Source organism: Thauera phenylacetica B4P (genome assembly GCF_000310225.1).
GTDB lineage: Bacteria > Pseudomonadota > Gammaproteobacteria > Burkholderiales > Rhodocyclaceae > Thauera > Thauera phenylacetica.
The window spans coordinates 1-14944 of the sequence record NZ_AMXF01000092.1; the positions used below are offsets into that span (position 1 = coordinate 1).

General features: G+C 69.0%; 16 protein-coding genes. 6 read left to right on the plus strand and 10 right to left on the minus strand.

The annotated features are described in order from the left end of the window. Positions 1-28: 28 nt before the first annotated feature. Positions 29-1522, minus strand: a complete 1494-nt coding sequence (glpK, locus tag C667_RS12635; RefSeq protein WP_004364887.1) for a glycerol kinase GlpK — start codon at positions 1520-1522, stop codon at positions 29-31. Positions 1523-1644: 122 nt separating this feature from the next. On the opposite strand from glpK, the gene C667_RS12640 reads away from it, so the two are divergent. The 3 genes from C667_RS12640 (at position 1645) to C667_RS12650 (ending at position 3808) form a co-directional block, all read left to right on the plus strand. After that, positions 1645-2517 (plus strand): DMT family transporter, encoded by an 873-nt coding sequence (locus tag C667_RS12640; protein WP_004364889.1) that lies wholly within the window; start codon positions 1645-1647, stop codon positions 2515-2517. Positions 2518-2579: 62 nt separating this feature from the next. After that, a complete protein-coding gene (locus tag C667_RS12645; RefSeq protein WP_004364891.1) occupies positions 2580-2957 on the plus strand; it encodes a SpoIIAA family protein in 378 nt (125 codons plus the stop codon). Further along, positions 2954-3808 (plus strand): sulfurtransferase, encoded by an 855-nt coding sequence (locus C667_RS12650; protein WP_004364893.1) that lies wholly within the window; start codon positions 2954-2956, stop codon positions 3806-3808. The genes C667_RS12645 and C667_RS12650 overlap by 4 nt, the downstream gene beginning before the upstream one ends. Before the next feature lie 55 nt (positions 3809-3863). Here the strand turns inward: C667_RS12650 and murI are convergent, their stop codons facing one another. Continuing rightward, complete coding sequence (gene murI / locus C667_RS12655) at positions 3864-4670, minus strand: glutamate racemase (RefSeq protein ID WP_004364894.1); 807 nt, start codon at positions 4668-4670, stop codon at positions 3864-3866. A 31-nt stretch (positions 4671-4701) separates the two neighbouring features. After that, positions 4702-5901: a tyrosine--tRNA ligase gene (tyrS, locus tag C667_RS12660; protein ID WP_004364895.1), complete on the minus strand. Its 1200-nt coding sequence runs from the start codon at positions 5899-5901 to the stop codon at positions 4702-4704. Positions 5902-5989: 88 nt separating this feature from the next. On the opposite strand from tyrS, the gene C667_RS12665 reads away from it, so the two are divergent. Further along, positions 5990-7315, plus strand: a complete 1326-nt coding sequence (locus C667_RS12665; RefSeq protein ID WP_039921454.1) for a M23 family metallopeptidase — start codon at positions 5990-5992, stop codon at positions 7313-7315. 67 nt (positions 7316-7382) lie between these two features. Here the strand turns inward: C667_RS12665 and erpA are convergent, their stop codons facing one another. The 4 genes from erpA to rplM all read right to left on the minus strand — a co-directional run bounded on the left by erpA (position 7383) and on the right by rplM (position 9873). Continuing rightward, positions 7383-7733: an iron-sulfur cluster insertion protein ErpA gene (gene erpA, locus C667_RS12670; RefSeq protein ID WP_004317044.1), complete on the minus strand. Its 351-nt coding sequence runs from the start codon at positions 7731-7733 to the stop codon at positions 7383-7385. Between the two features lie 90 nt (positions 7734-7823). After that, positions 7824-8861 (minus strand): N-acetyl-gamma-glutamyl-phosphate reductase, encoded by a 1038-nt coding sequence (gene argC, locus C667_RS12675; protein WP_004364897.1) that lies wholly within the window; start codon positions 8859-8861, stop codon positions 7824-7826. 178 nt (positions 8862-9039) lie between these two features. Continuing rightward, complete coding sequence (gene rpsI / locus C667_RS12680) at positions 9040-9432, minus strand: 30S ribosomal protein S9 (protein WP_004364898.1); 393 nt, start codon at positions 9430-9432, stop codon at positions 9040-9042. 12 nt (positions 9433-9444) lie between these two features. Further along, the gene (gene rplM, locus C667_RS12685; RefSeq protein ID WP_004364899.1) at positions 9445-9873 is read right to left on the minus strand and encodes a 50S ribosomal protein L13; all 429 of its coding nucleotides are present in this window, start codon (positions 9871-9873) and stop codon (positions 9445-9447) included. 628 nt (positions 9874-10501) lie between these two features. Between rplM and C667_RS12690 the strand changes: the two genes are divergently transcribed. Then, a complete protein-coding gene (locus tag C667_RS12690; RefSeq protein ID WP_004364900.1) occupies positions 10502-10921 on the plus strand; it encodes an OsmC family protein in 420 nt (139 codons plus the stop codon). A 125-nt stretch (positions 10922-11046) separates the two neighbouring features. Here C667_RS12690 and coq7 read toward each other — a convergent pair whose 3' ends face one another. The 3 genes from coq7 to C667_RS12705 all read right to left on the minus strand — a co-directional run bounded on the left by coq7 (position 11047) and on the right by C667_RS12705 (position 12930). Further along, positions 11047-11667, minus strand: coding sequence for a 2-polyprenyl-3-methyl-6-methoxy-1,4-benzoquinone monooxygenase (gene coq7 / locus C667_RS12695; RefSeq protein ID WP_004364902.1), 621 nt, complete (start codon positions 11665-11667; stop codon positions 11047-11049). Beyond that, positions 11664-12131: a CNP1-like family protein gene (locus tag C667_RS12700; protein ID WP_245538469.1), complete on the minus strand. Its 468-nt coding sequence runs from the start codon at positions 12129-12131 to the stop codon at positions 11664-11666. Before C667_RS12700 ends, coq7 begins: the two co-directional genes overlap by 4 nt. A 214-nt stretch (positions 12132-12345) precedes the next feature. Further along, positions 12346-12930, minus strand: a complete 585-nt coding sequence (locus C667_RS12705; RefSeq protein WP_004364906.1) for an RNA pyrophosphohydrolase — start codon at positions 12928-12930, stop codon at positions 12346-12348. 167 nt (positions 12931-13097) lie between these two features. Between C667_RS12705 and C667_RS12710 the strand changes: the two genes are divergently transcribed. Further along, a complete protein-coding gene (locus tag C667_RS12710) occupies positions 13098-14846 on the plus strand; it encodes a proline--tRNA ligase (RefSeq protein ID WP_004364908.1) in 1749 nt (582 codons plus the stop codon). Positions 14847-14944 lie beyond the last annotated feature (98 nt).

The window sequence follows — 14944 nt, forward strand, 5'->3', positions numbered from 1 at the left end:
TTCCATGAGCGCGAGCGGCGCGAGCCGCTCAGTCCTGCGCCCACGCGCGCGCGCGCTCGACCGCACGAGCCCACAGCGCGCGCGCCGCTTCACGTCGCTCCGCCGGCCAGCGCGGCTCGAAGCGGCGGTCGAGCTGCCAGTGCGTGGCGATGTCCTGCGGCCGCCTCCACAGCCCGCAGCCGAGCGCGGCCAGGCAGGCGGCGCCGAAGGCGGTGGTCTCGAGCAGGCGTGGACGCAGCACCGGCACGCCGAGCAGGTCGGCCTGCAGCTGCATCAGCAGGTCGTTGGCCGCGGCACCGCCATCGACGCGCAGCTCGGCGAGCGGCGCGGCGCCGTCGCGCGCCATCGCCTCGACGAGGTCGGCGCTCTGCATGGCGATCGCCTCCAGCGCCGCGCGCGCGATGTGCGCCGCGCCGCTGCCGCGCGACAGGCCGAGCAGGGTGCCACGCGCATGCGGATCCCAGTAGGGCGCGCCCAGCCCGGTGAAGGCCGGCACCAGCACCACCCCGCCGCTGTCGGGCACGCTCGCCGCCAGCGCCTCGACCTCGGACGCCCGCTTCACCAGCCCGAGGCCGTCGCGCAGCCACTGCACCACCGCGCCGCCCATGAACACGCTGCCCTCGAGCGCATAGCTCGGCGACGCATCCACGCCGGTCCACCCCACCGTGGTCAGCAGACGGTTGGTCGAGGCCACCGGCGCGTGCCCGGTGTTCATGAGCAGGAAGCAACCGGTGCCGTAGGTGTTCTTCGCCATGCCCGGGGCGAGGCAGGCCTGGCCGAAGGTCGCCGCCTGCTGGTCGCCGCCGATGCCGGCGATCGGGATCGCGGCGCCGAACAGCGCCGGATCGGTCTCGCCGCAGACCCCGCTGCTCGGCACCACGCGCGCCAGCAAGGCGGGCGGAATGCGGAAGCGCTCGAGCAGCATCGGGTCCCAGTCCAGGGTGCGGAGGTTGAAGAGCAGCGTGCGCGCGGCGTTGCCGGGGTCGGTCAGGTGCAGCCGGCCGCCGCTCAGGTGCCACACCAGCCAGCTGTCGATGGTGCCGAAGGCGAGCTCGCCGCGCTCGGCGCGCTCACGCGCATCGGGGACGTGGTCGAGCAGCCAGGCGAGCTTGGTGGCGGAGAAGTACGGATCGAGCTCCAGCCCGGTGCGCGCGCGCACATCGTCGGCCCAGCCCGCGGCACGCAGGCGCTCGCACTCGGCGGCAGTGCGGCGGTCCTGCCAGACGATCGCGGGGGCGAGCGCACGGCCGCTAGCGCGCTCCCACAGCACGGTGGTCTCGCGCTGGTTGGCGATGCCGATCGCCGCCACCTCGCGCGCGGCGACGCCGGCGTTGGCGAGCGCCTCGCGTACGCAATCGAGCTGGGTGCGCAGGATGTCCTGGGGGTCGTGCTCGACGCGGTCGGGCGCGGGGAAGTGCTGCGCAAACGCCTGCTGGGCGACGCCGCGCACGCGGCCGTCGGCGTCGAACACGATCGCGCGCGAGCTGGTGGTGCCCTGGTCGAGGGCGAGCAGGTAGGCCATGGCGACTCCGCACGGGGGCTGACCGGATACCGGGAGCCTAGCGCCGGAAGCGCCCCGCCGCCACCCCGGGCAAGCCACGATGTGATTCAATGGAGTCCCTTCGTTGCAGCGCAGCAACCGCCATGCCCGCCTTCTGGATGATCGCCTCCTGCTTCCTGTTCGCCTGCATGGGGGTGTGCGTGAAGCTGGCCTCGGGGGCGTTCTCGACCGGCGAGATCGTGTTCTGGCGCGGCCTCGTCAGCATGCTGATGATGGTCGGCCTGGCGGCGAGCCGCGGCATCGGGCTGAAGACGCCGCACTGGAAGATGCACCTGTCGCGCAGCGTGTCGGGCTCGATCGCGCTCGGCTGCTACTTCTTCGCGATCGGCCTGCTGCCGCTGGCGACCGCGGTCACGCTGAACTACACCTCGCCGCTGTTCGTCGCGCTGGTGCTGGCGCTGTTCTTCGGCGAGCGCCTGCGCGGCCCCGCCGTGCTCGCGATCCTCGCCGGCTTCGCCGGCGTGGTGGTGCTGCTGCGCCCCACGCTGCAGCCCGAGCAATGGCTGGGCGCGCTCGCCGGGCTGGCCTCGGGGGCCCTGGCCAGCCTCGCCTACGTGAGCCTGCGCGAGCTCGGCCGCGCCGGCGAGCCGGAGGTGCGCACGGTGTTCTGGTTTTCGGTGATGACCTCGGCGATGGGCCTGGCGTGGGCGCTCGCCGGCGAGCTGCACCGGCCCGACGCCGGCCAGCTCGCCACGCTGCTCGGCGTCGGCCTCTTCGGCGGGCTGGCCCAGCTCGCGATGACGCGCTCCTACCGCTACGGGCGCACCGTGGTGTCGGCCAACCTGAGCTACGCCACGGTGATCTTCGCCAGCCTGTTCGGCATGCTGCTGTGGGACGAGATCATGCCGGCCTCGTCCTGGCTCGCGGTGGGGCTGATCGTGGCCGGCGCGATCGGCGTCTCGCTCGCCACCCCGAAGCCGTCACCGCTGCCGGCACGCGCCGCGGCGACGGATTGAGCACGGCCGGTGCGCGGACTATAGTGGGGACATCTTCGATCCTCACCTTCAGGGAGGCTGCCATGATCAGCACCGAGAGCACCGAAAAACTCGTCTCGCTCGTCGTCTTCGGCGAATTCACCCTCGCCGACTACAAGGAGTTCGAGGACGTGGTCAATTACCGCATCCAGTTCAGCGGACCGGTCGACCTGCTCTTCGACCTGCGCCAGATGGCCGGCTTCACGCTCGACGTGGCGTGGGAGGAGATCAAGTTCTCGCGCCAGCACGCGGGCGACTTCCGCCGCATCGCGGTGCTCACCCAGGACCAGTGGCTGACCTGGAGCGCCTGGGTGTCGCAGCTCTTCGTCACCGCCGAGGTCAAGGTCTTCGACGACGAGGACGAGGCGCGCGCCTGGCTGGCTGCCGACACGGCCGCAGAGACCGCGGGCAGCGCGCAGTGAACGCTTCCTACGCGACGCTGATCGGCCCGATCGAGCTCGCGCAGCATCTGCGCGACGCCGACTGGGTCGTGTTCGACTGCCGCGCCGACCTCGTCGATCCGGCCTTCGGCCAGCGCGCCTACGACTCGGCGCACCTGCCGGGGGCCTTCTTCATCGACCTGGAGAGCGGGCTGTCGGGGCCGAAGACCGGCCGCAACGGCCGCCATCCCCTGCCCGACCCCGCCAGCCTAGCCGCCCGGCTCGCCGCCTGCGGGGTGGGCACCCACAGCCAGGTCGTCGCCTACGACGACGCGGGCGGCATGTTCGCCGCGCGCCTGTGGTGGATGCTGCGCTGGCTCGGCCACCGTCGCGTCGCGGTGCTCGATGGCGGCCTGCAGGCCTGGATGGCGGCCGGGCTCGCGCTCGACGACGAGCCCCCGCGGTCGCGCTCCGCCACCTACACGCTGGCCCTGGGCCCGGACCGGGTCGATACGCACTACGTGCTCGAACACCTCGGCCGCCCCGACATGCTGCTGCTCGATGCGCGCAGCCCCGACCGCTTCCGCGGCGAGAACGAGGTGCTCGATCCGGTGGGCGGACACATCCCGGGCGCGCGCAACCGCTGCTTCCGCGACAACCTCGACGCGCGCGGCTGCTTCAAGCAGGCCTCGGTGCTGCGCGAGGAGTTCGCCGGCCTGCTCGGCGCGCATACGCCGCGCCAGGTGGTGCATCAGTGCGGCTCGGGCGTCACCGCCTGCATGAACCTGCTCGCGATGGAGGCCGCGGGGCTCACCGGCTCGCGCCTGTACGCGGGCTCGTGGAGCGAGTGGTGCGCCGATCCCGCGCGGCCGGTGGCGCGCGGCCCGGCCTGAACGCGCGCGGGCGGCACTGCGGCGGCCGGGCTCCTTGTTGGTCGCGAGCGACGCGCTACCAGTCGACCTTCTCCACCGCGCCGAGGGAACGCCCGAGGAAGCGCTCGCCGATGGTCTGGAAGCGCAGCGGCACGTCGCTCACCACGAAGCGGTAATCGGCAACGCCCCCGCCGGAGCGTGCGAGCCCGGCGTGCTGCAGGCGCTCGGCCGCAAGCTCGGCCGTCGTCACCGCGGAGTCGATCAGGCGCACCCGCGGCCCGGCCACGTCGCGCAACAGCGGCTTGAGCAGCGGATAGTGGGTGCAGCCGAGTACCAGGCTGTCGACCTCCTCGGCCAGCACCGGGCGCAGGTATTCCTGCGCGGTGAGCCGGGTCACCTCGTGGTCCAGCCAGCCCTCCTCCACCAGCGGCACGAACAGCGGGCAGGCCTGGGAGTACACGCGTACGGTCGGATCGAGCTCATGCATGCGGCGCGCGTAGGCATTGCTGTTGATCGTCGTGGGCGTGCCGATCACGCCGATGCGCCGCCCCGGCGAGGCCGCCACCGCAGCGCGCGCGCCGGCCTCGATGACGTCGAGCACCGGGATGCCGGCAGCGAGCCGGTGCACCACCTCCGCTGCGACCGCGGCCATGGTGTTGCAGGCGATGATCAGCATCTTCACATCGCGCTGGAGCAGGAACTCGGTGATCTGCGCGGTGAAGTGCTCGATGGTGGCGACCGACTTCACGCCATAGGGCACGCGCGCGGTGTCTCCGAAGTACACGATGTCCTCGAGCGGCAGGCGCTCCATGAGCGCGCGCACCACGGTGAGCCCGCCGACGCCGGAGTCGAAAACGCCGATCGGGCGCGAGGCTGCGCTCATCGCCCGGCCTCGCCGCGAGGGGCGCGATCGGTCAAGACAGCACCACCGAGGCGAACTTGCGCTTGCCCACCTGCAGCACCACGGTCTCGCCGGCGCGCAGCACGAGGCCCTTGTCCTCGGCGCGCTCGCCGTTGATGCGCACGCCGCCCTGCTCCACCATGCGCATCGCCTCCGAGGTGGTGCCGGTGAGCCCGGCCTGCTTGAGCACCTGGAACAGCGGCAGCCCGTCGGCGCCGACGTTCACATTGACCTGGGCGATGTCGTCGGGGATCGCGTTGCGCTGGAAGCGCGCCTCGAAGTCGGCGAGCGCCTCCTCCGCCGCGCGCTGGCCGTGAAAGCGCATGACGAACTCCTGCGCCAGCATCACCTTGACGTCGCGCGGGTTGCGCCCGCCTTCCACCTCGGCGCGCAACTGCGCGATCTCGGCGGTGGAGCGGAAGGACAGCAGCTCGTAGTAGCGCCACATCAGCGTGTCGGACACCGACATGGTCTTGCCGAAGATCTCCTTCGCCGGCTCGGCGATGCCGATGTAGTTGCCGAGCGACTTGGACATCTTGTTCACGCCGTCCAGGCCCTCGAGCAGCGGCACCATCACCACGCACTGGGGCTCCTGGCCGTAGTGCTTCTGCAGCTCGCGGCCCATCAGCAGGTTGAAGCGCTGGTCGGTGCCGCCGAGCTCGACGTCGGACTTCATCGCCACCGAGTCGTAGCCCTGGCACAGCGGGTAGAGGAACTCGTGGATCGCGATCGGCTGGTTGTTGCCGTAGCGCTTGGCGAAGTCGTCGCGCTCGAGCATGCGCGCCACGGTCTGCTGCGCGGCCAGGCGGATCATGCCGGCGGCGCCGAGATCGTTCATCCACGCGGAGTTGAAGCAGATCTCGGTCTTCTCCGGGTCGAGGATCTTGAACACCTGCTCCTGGTAGGTCCTGGCGTTCTCCAGGATCTGCTCGCGCGAGAGCGGCGGGCGGGTGCTGTTCTTGCCGCTGGGGTCGCCGATCATGCCGGTGAAGTCGCCGATGAGGAACTGGACCTGGTGGCCGAGCTCCTGGAAGTGGCGCATCTTGTTGATCAGGACCGTGTGGCCGAGGTGGAGGTCGGGCGCGGTAGGGTCGAATCCGGCCTTCACCCGCAGGGGCTTGCCGCGCTTGAGCTTCTCGACCAGTTCGGCCTCGATCAGCACGGCGTCGGCGCCGCGCTTGATCAGGTCGATCGCCGCCTGAACATCAGACATTCAATTTCTCCAAAATTACTTTGCCGAACCGAAGCGCACCTTTGCTACACTTCCGAAAATTTTTTCCACATTCCAGCCCACCGAGACCATGAAGGCCAGAAAGACCCGAATTCTAGCCGATCTGCCGGCTCGACTCCTCTCCCGCCCGCGCACCTGGATTGCCGCCGGTGTCACCGGGGTCTCCATGCTCGGCGTGGTCGCCGCAACCGCGGTCGCACCCGGCAGCCTGCCCTCCGAAATGCTCGTCGAGCGCGTCGTCGAGGCCCTGCCCGCACCGGCGCTCACGCGCACCGGCACCGACGCCTCGCTGCCCTTCGTCCACTACGAACGCATCCAGGCGGGCGACACGCTGCAGGCGATGTTCAACCGCCTGCGCATCGACGATGCCGAGGCGCTCGCCCACCTCTCCGGCTCGGACGCCGGCCGCAAGGCCCTGCGCCAGCTGCGCGCGGGGCGCTCGGTCACCGCGGTGGTGTCGCCGCAAGGCCGCCTGCTGAGCTTCTCGCTGCCGGTCGGCAACACCGGTGCGCAGGTGGTCCTCGAGCGCGGCGACGCCGGGCTCGCGCTGCGCGAGTCGAGCGCCACCGACCAGACCATGATGGTCGAGATGCGCTCGGGCACGGTCACGCACTCCCTCTTCGGCGCCACCGACGACGCCGGCCTGCCCGACAACGTCGCCACCCAGCTCGCCACCATCTTCGGCACCTGGATCGACTTCCACTCCGACCTGCGCAAGGGCGACCGCTTCAACGTGGTCTACGAGGCGATCTACGAGGAAGGCAACCCGGTGCGCGCCGGGCGCATCCTCGCCGCCGAGTTCATCAACAACGGCGAACGCCATGCGGTGGTGCTCTACCGTGGCCCGAGCGGCAAGGAGCAGTACTACAGCGACGACGGCAAGAGCCTGCAGCAGGGCTTCCTGCGCTCGCCGCTGGAGTTCTCGCGGGTCAGCTCCAGCTTCGGCCGCCGCCTGCATCCGATCCACGGCAGCTGGCGCAATCACAACGGCACCGACTTCTCGGCGCCGATCGGCACCCAGGTCATGGCAACCTCGGACGCGACCATCGAGTTCATCGGTACCCAGCGCGGCTTCGGCAACCTGATCGTGCTCAAGCATCGCAACGACATCACCACCCATTACGCCCACCTCAACGGCTTCGCCAAGGGCCTCGCCAAGGGGCAGACGGTGAGCCAGGGCGACCTGATCGGCTACGTGGGTTGCACCGGCTGGTGCACCGGGCCGCACCTGCACTACGAGGTACGCCTGAAGGACGTACCTGCCGACCCGATGACGGTCGCGCTGCCGATGGCTGACTCCTTCAACGACAAGGAGCTCGCCGCCTTCAAGCGCAACACCGCTCACCTGCGCCAGCGCTTCGCGCTGCTCAACTACGAGCTCGCCGACGCGCGCTGAGCGCAGCGCAGCCGGACCAAGCAAAACGGGGCGCCGCGGCGCCCCGTTTCCTTTGCGACGACCGCGTTCACACGGTGAACGACGAGCCGCAGCCGCAGGTGCTGGTCGCGTTCGGATTGCGGATCACGAACTGCGAGCCTTCCAGGCCTTCGGTGTAGTCGATCTCGGCGCCCACCAGGTACTGGTAGCTCATCGGATCGACCAGCAGCAGCACGCCATTCTTCTCGAACGTGGTGTCGTCCTCGTTCACTTCCTCGTCGAAAGTGAAGCCGTACTGGAAGCCCGAGCACCCACCGCCCGACACGAAGACGCGCAGCTTGAGGTCGGGATTGCCTTCCTCTTCGATGAGCTCGCGCACCTTGTTCGCGGCGCTGTCGGTAAAGACCATGATTTCCGGGGTTGCGACTTCTGCGCTCATGTTTTCTCCTCTGCTGGGGGACACCGCGGATGATGCGCCATCCGCGGTGGAATCGTCAAAATGTGATCGAAACCGGTCGAAACAGTTCCCTCAGGGGCTGACCGGCACGATGTCGAGCCCGGTTTCCTCGTCGAAACCGAACATGATGTTGAGGTTCTGCACCGCCTGGCCGGCGGCGCCCTTGACCAGGTTGTCGATCACCGACAGCACCACCACGGTGTCGCCGCCCTGCGGGCGATGCACCGCGATGCGGCACAGGTTGGAGCCACGCACCGAGCGGGTCTCGGGATGGCTGCCCGCGGGCATGACGTCGACGAAGGCCTCGCCGGCATAGCGCTTCTCGTACAGCCCCTGCAGGTCGGCCGCATCGACGCCCGGCTTGAGGCGGCCGTACAGCGTGGCGTGGATGCCGCGGATCATCGGCGTCAGGTGCGGCACGAAGGTCAGCCCGACCGCGTGGCCGGCGGCGAGCGCCAGGCCCTGGCGGATCTCCGGAAGGTGACGATGGCCGGGAACGCCGTAGGCCTTGAAGGAGTCGGCCGCCTCCGGCAGCAGGGTATGCACCTCGGCCTTGCGGCCGGCGCCCGAGACGCCCGACTTGGCGTCGGCGATCAGGCGATCGGTGTCGATCAGCCCGGCCTCGACCAGGGGCAGGAAGCCGAGCTGCACCGCGGTCGGGTAGCAGCCCGGGTTGGCGAGCACGCGCGCGCCGCGGATCTGTTCGCGGTTGACCTCGGGCAGGCCATACACCGCCTCGGCGACGAGCGCGGGCGCGGCATGCTCCATGCCGTACCACTTCTGCCACTCGGTGACGTCACGGATGCGGAAGTCGGCGGCGAGGTCGATCACGCGCACCCCGGCGGCGACCAGCTCGGCGGCCTGCTTCATCGCGATACCGTTGGGGGTGGCGAAGAACACCGCGTCACACTTCTCGAGCGCGGCGTCCTGCGGGGTGACGAACTTGAGACCCACCCGGCGGCGCAGGCTGGGGAACATGTCGGACACCGCCATGCCCGCCTCGCCGCGCGAGGTGATCGCGGTCAGCTCGACCCCGGGGTGACGCGCCAGCAGACGCAAGAGCTCGACGCCGGTGTACCCGGTGCCGCCTACGATTCCAACCTTGACCATGCTCGTTCCTCGCAACGAAAGACTGAAGCGCGATTATCTCATCATCGGCCGGGACGGGCGGTGAACGCCGCGTTACGGCCGCCGCGCCACGCATCGCGGCAAGCCTCGCGAGCGCGCCGCACAAGCACGAAAGCCGCCCAAGGGGCGGCTTCCGGACTGCGATGCGCGACGAAGAGGATCAGCGCTTCGAGAACTGCTTGGCGCGGCGGGCCTTGCGCAGGCCGACCTTCTTGCGCTCGACCTCGCGGGCATCGCGGGTCACGAAGCCGGCGGTACGCAGATCGCCCTTCAGGCCGGCGTCGTAATCGACCAGCGCGCGGGTGATGCCGTGGCGCACCGCGCCCGCCTGACCGGATTCGCCACCGCCGACCACGTTGACCATGATGTCGAAGCGGCCTTCGTTGCCGGTGAGGATCAGCGGCTGGCGCACGATCATGCGGCCGGTTTCACGCGAGAAGAACTCGTCCACCGGCTTGCCGTTGACGACGATGTTGCCGGTGCCCGGCTTGATGAACACACGAGCGACCGCAGTCTTGCGGCGGCCGGTACCGTAGTTGTATGTGACAGCCATCTATCGGCTCCTTCAGATCTCGAGAACTTGCGGCTGCTGAGCGGTATGCGGATGCGACGGACCCGCGTAGCACTTCAGCTTCTTCAGCATGGCGTAGCCCAGCGGGCCCTTCGGCAGCATGCCCTTCACCGCCTTCTCGAGCACGCGCTCGGGGAAGCGCTGCTGGAGCTTGGTGAAGTTGGTTTCGTAGATACCGCCCGGGTAGCCCGAGTGACGGTAGTACTTCTTGTCCTGCGCCTTGTTACCGGTCACGCGCAGCTTGTCGACGTTGACCACGACGATGAAGTCGCCGGTGTCCACGTGCGGGGTATAGATGGCCTTGTGCTTGCCACGCAGGCGGCGGGCAACCTCGGAGGCGAGACGGCCAAGCACCTTGTCCGTGCCGTCGACAACGAACCAGTCGCGCTTGACCTCGTGCGGCTTGGCGGAAAACGTCTTCATGTGAATCCTCGATCTTTGTCGGGCCGTAGGAGATGGCCGTCAAACGGAAAGCTCGCAATCCTACTTCCAACACATGAATCGTGTCAATCATCGAAGCGCGAACGCGGGCGAAGAATAAAAAAAACGCAGCCCGATCGGACTGCGTTAAATCCACACCAAAGGAGGAGGGTGGAGGAGACACCATTTGGATCGGCGCGACCCCCTGACCTGGGAGTCGATGCGTCTGCGATCCGACTGGGACGGATTATGCATAGCCCCCCCTGGGGGCGCAAGGCATTTTTGTGCGACGCGGAAGAAAAGCTTTGATTGATTTATCAACTCGCTTTATTCGATGGCAGTTTTTTGTTTTAAATCAATTTTCGCTCTTCTCACGAGCCCGGAACCCCCTGCCCGGACACGGACGGCATCCTCTTAATGCCCCGGTTTGCTGCACCGCATCACTACGGCACCGTACTGAAGCCCGGAACATCGCCCCGGCACTCCGCGCATACCCCCGGCAAGCCGGAGCGGGCGCGGGCGATGCGACGGTCCGCGTGGCACGGACGAAGTCCATGACGCACTGCGGTAACATGCCGCCTCAACCCCTACGAACTCGACAACGGGACCCGGGCCCGAAGGAGCGAACAGCATGGAATGCACGGTCAAGTGGCTCGACGGCATGAGCTTCATCGCCGAGACCGGCACTGGTCACATCGTCGCGATGGACGGAGCACCCGACGCCGGCGGGCGCAACCTCGCGCCGCGGCCCATGGAGTTGCTGCTGGCCGGCGCCGGCGGCTGCACCGCCTTCGACGTGATGTTGATCCTCAAGCGCGGCCGCCACGACGTGCGCGGCTGCAGCGTGCGCCTGGAAGCCGACCGCGCGGAGTCCGACCCCAAGGTCTTCACCCGCATCCGCTTCATCTACACGATCACCGGGCGCAATCTCAAGCGCGAGACGGTCGAGCGTGCGGTGCACCTGTCGGCGGAGAAGTACTGCTCGGCCTCGATCATGCTCGGCAGGACGGCCGAGATGGTCCACGAGGTCGAGCTGCTCGAGGCGGACTGAGGAGCGAGGCGGAGCGAGGCCGCCCTCGCCGCACGGACGAGGGCGCCGCGGTGGCTCCCAAGAAAACGTTCTGCAGTCATTGTTTTCTTTGCGAGCGCCTTCCGCCCCTGCCGGGGGTGGAAGGCTCAGAGCCGATAGGCGAGCGTGGTCATGAGCCGCGCGGCGAGCTTCATCGCGCCCTTCGCCGGTGCGGGCAGCTCGTGCGCACCCAGGCGCAGCGCGGTCTCGGCGTGCTCGGCCTCGTCCACCTTCATCTGCTCGACGATCGCGCGCGAGCGCCGATCCGCGGCCGGCAGGGTGTCGAGATGGCTCTTGAGGTGCTGCTCGACCTGGCGCTCGGTCTCGGCGAGGAAGCCGAGGTTCCAGCGCTCGCCGAGGCGACCCGCCGCCAGCCCCATCGCAAGCGCACCGCCGTACCACAGCGGGTTGAGCAGGCTCTTGCGACCACCGAGCTCGGCGATCCGGCGCTCGGTCCATGCCAGGTGCTCGGTCTCTTCCTGTGCGGCCTGGCGCAGGGTGTCGCGGATCGCGGGGTCGCGCGACATGATGGACTGCCCCTGGTAGAGCGCCTGCGCGCACACCTCGCCGACGTGATTCACGCGCATCAGCGCCGCCGCGTGGCTGCGCTCGGCTGCGTCGAGCTCGGCCTCCGGGACGTCCTCGCCGGGCACCGCGCGCACGCTGCGCGCCGGCGCGAAGACCGTCCGCAGCGCCTTGTCGAACTCGATGATGGCCTGATCGATCATTGGTGGACTCCAAACGGTTTGTCGAGGTCGCGCTTCTGACGCAGCAGGCGCAAGGCATGCTCGCGGTCGCGCGGGGCGGCCGGGCCGTCGCAGAAGTACTCCCACGCCAGCGCCGCGCGCGGGCGGTTGTAGCCGTTGTCGACGATGGGCTGCCAGGCGCTGTTCTTGAGCGGCGCCCACGTCCCGTCCTTGCGTCCGCTGGCGTAGATGCGGCGCTCGCCGGTGGCGCAGCGCAGGCCCTCGAAGCTCACGTTCTCCGCCCCGCCGCGCGTGCGTACGACGAGGGTGTAGCGCACCACCCCATCCGCCCCGACGCCGACACTGTCCTCATCGACGAAGAAGGCATTGGGCGAAGGCGTGCCGATGTCGATCGCGCGCAGGGCGGCCTCGCGCGGCGCGGCCGGCATGGCCACCTCGCCCTCCTTCCAGTCGGGGTCGGCCTCGACCAGCAAGCCTGCAGACACGGGCGCCGCGAGGGCTGCGAGGAAGAGGACAGCTAGACGCAGCCGATCAGCGAGGAGACGGTTCAAGGATCGGGACTCCACAGCAGGGTTGAGGGTGGAAGGCACCGGCCAACACCGGTCGATCGTCGACGGGCAGGTCGCGGCACGGGCACGAACCACCCCGCACACAAGCGGCCGGCGAACGGGCCATCGGGCAAGGCGATACGCAACCCCGCTACTTCCGAATCGCATCACGCAGTCCGCGCTCGCCGATCACCACCCGCACCGGCTCGGGAACCGGCTCCGGGTCGGGCAGGCGATAGCCGTCGGGCAGCTCGAAGCTGCGCGAACGGAAAAGGATGCGCGCGAGTTCGATCAGCGCCAGCTGATACACCTGGCGCTTGAATTCGATCACCGCCTCCAGCGGCACCCAGTAGTTGCTCCAGCGCCAGGCATCGAATTCCGGATGAGTGCTCGCGCGCAGGCAGACGTCGGAGTCGCGCCCCACCAGGCGAAGCAGGAACCAGATCTGCTTCTGTCCGCGGTAGGTGTTGCGCCACTCGCGCCGGATCCAGTGCTTGGGAACCTCGTAGCGCAACCATCCGCGCGTGCGGCCGAGAATCCTGACGTGCTCGGGCCGCAGGCCGACCTCCTCGTGGAGTTCCCGATACATGGCCTGCTCCGGCGACTCGCCGTGCTTGATGCCACCCTGGGGAAACTGCCAGGAATGTTCGCGGATGCGCTTGCCCCAGAACACCTCGTTGCGCGCATTGACCAGAATGATGCCGACGTTCGGGCGAAAGCCTTCACGGTCAAGCATGACGAACCTTCGAATTCGTTTGATTGGTCACGATTTTTTCACACTTGGCCACGCAATGAAAGCGCACCGCCGCAGTGCATCGCTTAAGCTGGGGTTCCGCGAACGCTTGCGCGCCGGCCCCATGCGCTAGAATCGCGCGCTTGTTCACGCCTGATCCGAAGACTCCCATGCGCGCCAGCCAGTTCCATCTGTTCACCCTCAAGGAAGCCCCCTCCGACGCCGAAGTCGTCAGCCAGAAGCTGATGCTGCGCGCCGGCATGATCCGCAAGGTCGCCGCCGGCATCTACAGCTACATGCCGATGGGCTTGCGCGCGATCCGCAAGGTCGAGACCATCGTGCGCGAGGAGATGGACCGCGCCGGCGCCATGGAGCTGATCATGCCGATGGTGCAGCCCGCCGAGCTGTGGGACGAGACCGGGCGCTGGGACAAGATGGGCGACGAGCTGCTGCGCTTCAAGGACCGCCACGAGCGCGACTTCGCGCTGCAGCCCACCTCCGAGGAAGTCGTCACCGACATCGCGCGCCAGGAGCTGAAGAGCTACCGCCAGCTGCCGAAGAACTTCTACCAGATCCAGACCAAGTTCCGCGACGAGCGCCGGCCGCGCTTCGGCGTCATGCGCGGGCGCGAGTTCACCATGAAGGACGCCTACTCCTTCGACCGCAGCGAGGAAGCCGCGGGGCGCAGCTACGACCTCATGTTCGCCGCCTACAAGCGCATCTTCGACCGCCTCGGCCTCGAGTACCGCGCGGTGGCGGCCGACACCGGCGCCATCGGCGGCGACCGCTCGCACGAGTTCCAGGTCATCGCCGACACCGGCGAGGACGCCATCGTCTACTGCCCCGACTCCGACTACGCCGCCAACATCGAGCTGGCCGAAGCGGTGTCCCTGCTCGCGCGCCGCGCCGACCCGGCCAAGGCGCTGGAGAAGACCCCCACCCCGGGCAAGGCCACCTGCGAGGACGTCGCCGCGCTGCTCGGCGTGCCGCTCGCCACCACGGTGAAGTCGCTGGTGCTGGCCACCGACGACGTCGACGACAAGGGCCAGCCCGCCGGCGTCACCGTATGGCTGCTGCTGGTGCGCGGCGACCATGCGTTGAACGAGGTCAAGGCCGGCAAGCTGGAAGGCCTCAAGGCGGGCTTCCGCTTCGCCACCGAGGCCGAGATCCTCGAGCACTTCGGCTGCAAGCCGGGCTACCTCGGCCCTATCGGCCTCCTGAAGCCCGTCAAGGTGATCGCCGACCGCACGGTCGCCCACATGGCCGACTTCATCTGCGGCGCCAACGACGCCGACTTCCACTTCACCGGCGTGAACTGGGGGCGCGACCTGCCCGAGCCCGACCTGGTGGCCGACCTGCGCAACGTCATCGAGGGCGACCCCAGCCCGGACGGCTGCGGCGTGCTCGCCATCCAGCGCGGCATCGAGGTCGGCCACGTGTTCTACCTCGGCACCAAGTACTCCAAGGCGATGAACGCCACCTTCCTCGACGAGGACGGCAAGCCCAAGCACTTCGAGATGGGCTGCTACGGCATCGGCGTGACCCGCATCCTGGGCGCCGCGATCGAGCAGAATCACGACGCCCGCGGCATCATCTGGCCGCGCGCGATCGCGCCCTTCGAGGTGGTGATCTGCCCGGTCGGCTGGGGCAAGTCTCAGGCCGTGCGCGACGAGGCACAGAAGCTCTACGACGCGCTCCTCGCCACCGGCGTGGACGCCATCCTCGACGACCGCGACGAGCGCCCCGGGGTGATGTTCGCCGACTGGGAGCTCATCGGCGTCCCGCACCGCGTCACCATCGGCGACCGCGGGCTCAAGGAAGGCGTGGTCGAATACCAGGGCCGGCGCGACGCCGAGGCGGCCAAGCTGCCTGCGGGCGAGGTCCTTGGCCACGTGCTCGCACGTCTCGACCGGGCCTGATCCCGGGAGACGCCGCCATGCCCCCCCTGCCCGCCCCGCTCCGCCAGCTTGCCGCCGCGTGTGCGCTCGCACTCGCGGCCGGCGGGGCGCAGGCCGGG

Excerpts from the sequence above, each read along its gene's own strand:
- C667_RS12705 (WP_004364906.1), bottom strand. The coding sequence starts at position 12,930 with ATGCTTGACCGTGAAGGCTTTCGCCCGAACGTCGGCATCATTCTGGTC.
- tyrS (WP_004364895.1), bottom strand. The coding sequence starts at position 5,901 with ATGTCTGATGTTCAGGCGGCGATCGACCTGATCAAGCGCGGCGCCGAC.
- C667_RS12710 (WP_004364908.1), top strand. The coding sequence starts at position 13,098 with ATGCGCGCCAGCCAGTTCCATCTGTTCACCCTCAAGGAAGCCCCCTCC.
- glpK (WP_004364887.1), bottom strand. The coding sequence starts at position 1,522 with ATGGCCTACCTGCTCGCCCTCGACCAGGGCACCACCAGCTCGCGCGCG.
- erpA (WP_004317044.1), bottom strand. The coding sequence starts at position 7,733 with ATGAGCGCAGAAGTCGCAACCCCGGAAATCATGGTCTTTACCGACAGC.
- argC (WP_004364897.1), bottom strand. The coding sequence starts at position 8,861 with ATGGTCAAGGTTGGAATCGTAGGCGGCACCGGGTACACCGGCGTCGAG.
- C667_RS12665 (WP_039921454.1), top strand. The coding sequence starts at position 5,990 with ATGAAGGCCAGAAAGACCCGAATTCTAGCCGATCTGCCGGCTCGACTC.
- coq7 (WP_004364902.1), bottom strand. The coding sequence starts at position 11,667 with ATGATCGATCAGGCCATCATCGAGTTCGACAAGGCGCTGCGGACGGTC.
- C667_RS12640 (WP_004364889.1), top strand. The coding sequence starts at position 1,645 with ATGCCCGCCTTCTGGATGATCGCCTCCTGCTTCCTGTTCGCCTGCATG.
- murI (WP_004364894.1), bottom strand. The coding sequence starts at position 4,670 with ATGAGCGCAGCCTCGCGCCCGATCGGCGTTTTCGACTCCGGCGTCGGC.
- C667_RS12690 (WP_004364900.1), top strand. The coding sequence starts at position 10,502 with ATGGAATGCACGGTCAAGTGGCTCGACGGCATGAGCTTCATCGCCGAG.
- rplM (WP_004364899.1), bottom strand. The coding sequence starts at position 9,873 with ATGAAGACGTTTTCCGCCAAGCCGCACGAGGTCAAGCGCGACTGGTTC.
- rpsI (WP_004364898.1), bottom strand. The coding sequence starts at position 9,432 with ATGGCTGTCACATACAACTACGGTACCGGCCGCCGCAAGACTGCGGTC.
- C667_RS12645 (WP_004364891.1), top strand. The coding sequence starts at position 2,580 with ATGATCAGCACCGAGAGCACCGAAAAACTCGTCTCGCTCGTCGTCTTC.